The sequence below is a fragment of the Arthrobacter sp. H41 genome (genome assembly GCF_000520535.1).
GTDB lineage: Bacteria > Actinomycetota > Actinomycetes > Actinomycetales > Micrococcaceae > Arthrobacter_D.
On the sequence record NZ_KI914762.1, the window covers coordinates 1,092 to 5,270 of the forward strand.

The following is a 4,179-nucleotide window of genomic DNA, read 5'->3' on the forward strand; positions in this document are numbered from 1 at the left end:
AGCGCAGGCTCGAGCCGCTCCCTGTCCATCCGGTGGTGGGCGGACCGCTGTCCCGGAACTTCGACACCCAAAGCATTGGCGAGGCCCTGGGAACGGGAGTTGATTTGGAACTGCTGCCGCGCATGCGCGGGGTCGCCGCCGCAGAGGCGTCCGGACGGGTCCTGGAGATCGGACGGCGGAGACGCCCGCGGGCCGTGTGCCGATCGCTCCTCGACGCCATCCCGGGAATCGGTGGTACCGGTGGCCGTTGATCCCTTCCTGCGGCCCCGGCGGCGCGACAGCAGTATCCGCCGACGTGAAGCCGAACCAGGCTTCAGTTCGGACACCGATTCACGCAATGGCTTCAGCAGGGGTTTGCACGCCGGATCCATGGTGAAGCCGGCGGAAGCTCCAGCGGCGAGCGCAGGCCTCAGCATGGTCGGTGAGGTCCGCACCTCGGTCCTCGCGGGAACCGCCGCCGTCACCGCAGCAGGCCTCGCGGATGCAGTCCGCACGTCGGGGCGGCTCCTCGGCTCGGAGGGTACCCTCAACGCGGTCGACCGTATCCGCGCCGAGCTCCAGGGACTCGGTCCGTTGCAGCATCTTCTGGGGACCGATGACATCACCGACATCCTCGTGAACGGGCCCGGCGACACCTGGATCGACGGCGTCGGCGGCCTGAGGCGTGTCCCGCGGCTCTTCGAGAGCGAGAGCGAAGTCCGTGCGCTCGCCGTGCGGCTCATCGCGGCGGGTGGAAGGCGGCTCGACGACGGCAGCCCCTGTGTGGACGTCCGGCTGGGCGGGTACCGCATCCACGCCGTGCTCCCACCCCTGTCCACCGGAGGCACCCTGCTGTCCATCCGGATCCGGCGCTCGAAGGTGTTCTCCCTCGGGGAGCTGACGGCCTCCGGCACTGTCCCGCAGGGCATGGCGGCCACGCTGGTGGCCGTCATGAAGGGGCGCCTGAACTTCCTGATCAGTGGCGCCACCGGAACCGGAAAGACCACGCTCCTTTCGGCGCTGCTCGGCATGGCGGGCTCCACGGAACGGCTCGTTCTCGTGGAGGACGCCGCCGAACTGAATCCGCAGCATCCCCATACCGTCGGCCTGCAGTCGCGCTCCGGGAACCTCGAGGGAGCAGGAGGGGTGGATCTCGCCGACCTGGTGAGGAATGCCCTGAGGATGCGGCCCGACCGCCTGATCGTGGGCGAGTGCCGCGGCGGCGAGGTCCGCGACCTGTTGATGGCGATGAATACGGGGCACGACGGCGCCGGCGGCACGGTCCACGCGAACTCCGCCGCCGCTGTTCCGGCGCGGCTCACTGCCCTCGGGGCGTTGGCCGGGCTGAGCCCTGCGTCGTTGGCATTGCAGGCGGGAACGGCGCTCGACGTCGTCATCCACCTCGTCCGGATTCCGACGGGACGGCGGGTCGATCAGATCGCCCTGGTGGGGCTGAATAGCGAGGGGCAATTGACGGTGCGGCCCGCGTTGAGCGTCAACGACGACGGGTGTGTCAAGGGCGAGGCATGGGAAGCCCTCCAGCAGCGACTCGCCGGTTCGGGTCTTCGCTCATGACCGGCGCCGGGGTGGTGCTTCTCCTGGCCGCCGCCGTCGCAGTACTCGCCCTTGCGCCGGGCGCCAGTCCCCCTGGAACGCGAAGAGCCCTCCGCGCAACGCCTCGCGCCGGACGCCTGGGTCGGCAAAGAGGAGCGGACGCGTCGTTCCAGGGGGTTTTCCAGCGGCTCCCATCCCGGACGCGGAGTATCGAGCTGCACGAACTGCCGTTGTTCGTCCATCAGCTGACGGGATTGCTGAGAGCGGGACGGTCACCGCTGTACCTGTGGGAGGACATGGAACGGGTGTACCAGGACGCGGCGGGATCGGGTTCACACTTCGCCGCGCGTGCGGTTCCTGTCATCCAGACGGCACGCAGGAGCGCGGAGCTGGGGCTGAGCGTGCCCGACGCATTGCGGACCGGAGCCACCGCGACCGGCCGCCGCACCGATCCCCACAAGCCGTCCGCAGGAAAGCTCTGGCTCGATCTCGCGGCCTGTTTCGAAGTGGCGGACAGCAGCGGCGCACCCCTCGCCCACGTGCTCGACCGGTACGGGGTGCAGCTTGATTCCGAACTCGATGCCGAAGCCGCGAGGGAGACGGCACTGGCCGGACCGAAGGCTACAGTAGCCCTCCTGACCTGGCTCCCGGTTTTCGGTCTTGGGCTTGGTTATCTGTTGGGCGTCAATCCGCTCGGAACCCTCCTCGGCTCACCTCTCGGAGTGGGCGTCCTGGTTCTCGGCATTCTCCTGATGGTCATCGCCAGGCTTTGGTCGCGGCGCCTCCTCGCAGCGGCGGAGGAGGCCGGCTGATGAACGCCGGGCTCCTTGTCACGATTCTCCTGGCCGGTGCGTGCCTGCTTTATTCAGTCCCCCACCGTGGTCCTGGAACACTCGTGCCGCAGCAGACGGCTGGGGACGATCACCGGCCGGGAATCGCTGATGCTCCGCTGATGCTCGACCTCGTCGGAGCCATTCTGACTGCAGGCGCGCCGGTGGGACAGGCTCTGGCAGTGCTTGAAACATCTTGTGATCCTTCGGTGGCCGCCCGGCTCCGGAGAGTGAGGGATGCCCTTGAGCTCGGAGCAGAGTGGGAGAGCGCCTGGGAGACCGCAGGTCCTTCAGCAGCGCGGGGGTGCAGGGACTGCGTCGATGAATTGCGAAGAACCCTACGGTTCGCGGCCGGCACCGGCGCGCCCTCGGCGTCGATCATCCATGCCTGCGCCGCCCAGCTGAGACGCCGCCGCAACCGGGAAGTCGAACGGAGGGCAGCCGCGCTCGGAGTGAGACTCGTGGTGCCGCTCGGAGTCTGCTCCCTTCCTGCCTTCGTTTGCCTCGGGGTGCTTCCCGTGGTGTGGGCCGTTCTGCCGTCCCTGTGAGCCACCGCCTTATCCACTTAGGGAGTGGGTCACGTCCCAAGATTGCCCCGCTGCGGAAGAGTGGAAACAGCACCGGAAAGGCCGGTCGCTCAACCACCGATCCGCTGCCGAGCCGGCGGAATCACCGAGAGGAAGAAACAATGCCACACAGCGTCAGGATTCCAGGCGGGGACGTTGGCACGCCCAGCGGGCCTTCAGGACCCGGAGGATCCGCGCCCTGCAGGCCCGATCCACCGCTTGGGCGGGTAATCGAACTACGCATGGCCCCTACCAGGCCGCCACATCCCCGGGGTTCCCTGTTGAAGGAGGCAGGGATGGCAACGGCCGAATACGCGATCGCCACGCTCGCCGCCGTCGGGTTCGCAGCGCTTCTGGTCGCGGTGCTGTCCAGCGGTGAGGTGCGGGGCCTTCTGATGTCCCTCATCCAATCCGCCCTGAGCTTCGGCTGAGTTCGATGCACCAGGGTGGGAAGCACCGGCGCAGGTCGGGTGAACGTGGCGCAGTCACCGCGGAAATCGCGGTGGCACTTCCCGCCCTGGTTCTGGTCTTCGGGATATTCGTTGGAGCAACGGCTGCGGGTATGACCCAGCTGCGCCTCGAGGAAGCGGCGAGGGCCGGAGCGCGGGAAGTGATGCGAGGCGAGACGCAGCAGTCCGTTGAAGGGACGGTGCGTCGACTTGCCGGGGCCGAGGCCGAAGTGATGCTTGGCTCCGACGCGGAATGGACGTCGATCGAAGTCACCGCTCCAGTCCGGGGGCCGGTCGTCGGCCTTCTCGAGCTCACCCTCTCAGCCACCGCATCCGGGAGATCCGAGCATGGTTGACGGCGGCGGACTGCCCGCGCTATCGGGGGTCAAAGACCCGGCAGTGAAGCAACCAAGAGCAAAGCGGCAGTGGTTCAAGCGGCGGGGTGCGCCGGTCCGAGCACGCAGGTGGCAGCCGGAGGACAACGAACGCGGCGCGGGGACGGTCCTCATGGCGGGCTTCGCGCTCGCCCTGCTGATCCTGGTCGCTGGGGCAGCGCTCTTGATGCAGGGAGCGGTGTCCGCTTCGCGGGCCGCCACTGCCGCGGATCTGTCCGCACTGGCCGCAGCCGACGCCGCTCGGGGCCTCCGCGAGGGAGAACCGTGCGTGCTCGCCCTTGAGGTGGCGGAAAAGCAGGGCGCGCAGCTCGAAAGCTGCGCAACCGAAAGCTCTGCCGGCGACACCTATGTGATCACTACGACCGTGTCGGCAGGAGCGTTACTGCCGCCGGCAACAGGAGCGGCG

At 68.4% G+C, this 4,179-nt stretch carries 6 protein-coding genes and 1 pseudogene; all 7 read left to right on the top strand.

What is annotated here, in order from left to right; genetic code table 11:
- Positions 1-251 (top strand): annotated as a pseudogene (locus Y705_RS22625) (hypothetical protein); the annotation flags it as partial.
- A 118-nt stretch (positions 252-369) separates the two neighbouring features.
- The gene (locus Y705_RS22120; RefSeq protein WP_081737730.1) at positions 370-1,554 is read left to right on the top strand and encodes a TadA family conjugal transfer-associated ATPase; all 1,185 of its coding nucleotides are present in this window, start codon (positions 370-372) and stop codon (positions 1,552-1,554) included.
- Positions 1,551-2,345 carry a type II secretion system F family protein gene (locus tag Y705_RS23380; protein ID WP_155849875.1) on the top strand — a complete coding sequence of 265 codons (795 nt, stop codon included), beginning with the start codon at positions 1,551-1,553 and terminating at the stop codon, positions 2,343-2,345. The genes Y705_RS22120 and Y705_RS23380 overlap by 4 nt, the downstream gene beginning before the upstream one ends.
- 83 nt (positions 2,346-2,428) lie before the next feature.
- Positions 2,429-2,911 (top strand): type II secretion system F family protein, encoded by a 483-nt coding sequence (locus Y705_RS0102815; RefSeq protein ID WP_162149025.1) that lies wholly within the window; start codon positions 2,429-2,431, stop codon positions 2,909-2,911.
- 314 nt (positions 2,912-3,225) lie between these two features.
- Positions 3,226-3,360: a DUF4244 domain-containing protein gene (locus Y705_RS20950; protein ID WP_081737729.1), complete on the top strand. Its 135-nt coding sequence runs from the start codon at positions 3,226-3,228 to the stop codon at positions 3,358-3,360.
- Between the two features lie 71 nt (positions 3,361-3,431).
- Positions 3,432-3,734 (top strand): TadE family type IV pilus minor pilin, encoded by a 303-nt coding sequence (locus Y705_RS0102825; protein WP_253908456.1) that lies wholly within the window; start codon positions 3,432-3,434, stop codon positions 3,732-3,734.
- 43 nt (positions 3,735-3,777) lie between these two features.
- A partial coding sequence (locus Y705_RS20955; RefSeq protein WP_253908457.1) for an Rv3654c family TadE-like protein occupies positions 3,778-4,179 on the top strand: 402 nt, incomplete at its 3' end.

Coding starts and splice junctions, on each gene's coding strand:
- Y705_RS20950 (WP_081737729.1), top strand. CDS start 3,226: ATGGCAACGGCCGAATACGCGATCGCCACGCTCGCCGCCGTCGGGTTC.
- Y705_RS23380 (WP_155849875.1), top strand. CDS start 1,551: ATGACCGGCGCCGGGGTGGTGCTTCTCCTGGCCGCCGCCGTCGCAGTA.
- Y705_RS22120 (WP_081737730.1), top strand. CDS start 370: ATGGTGAAGCCGGCGGAAGCTCCAGCGGCGAGCGCAGGCCTCAGCATG.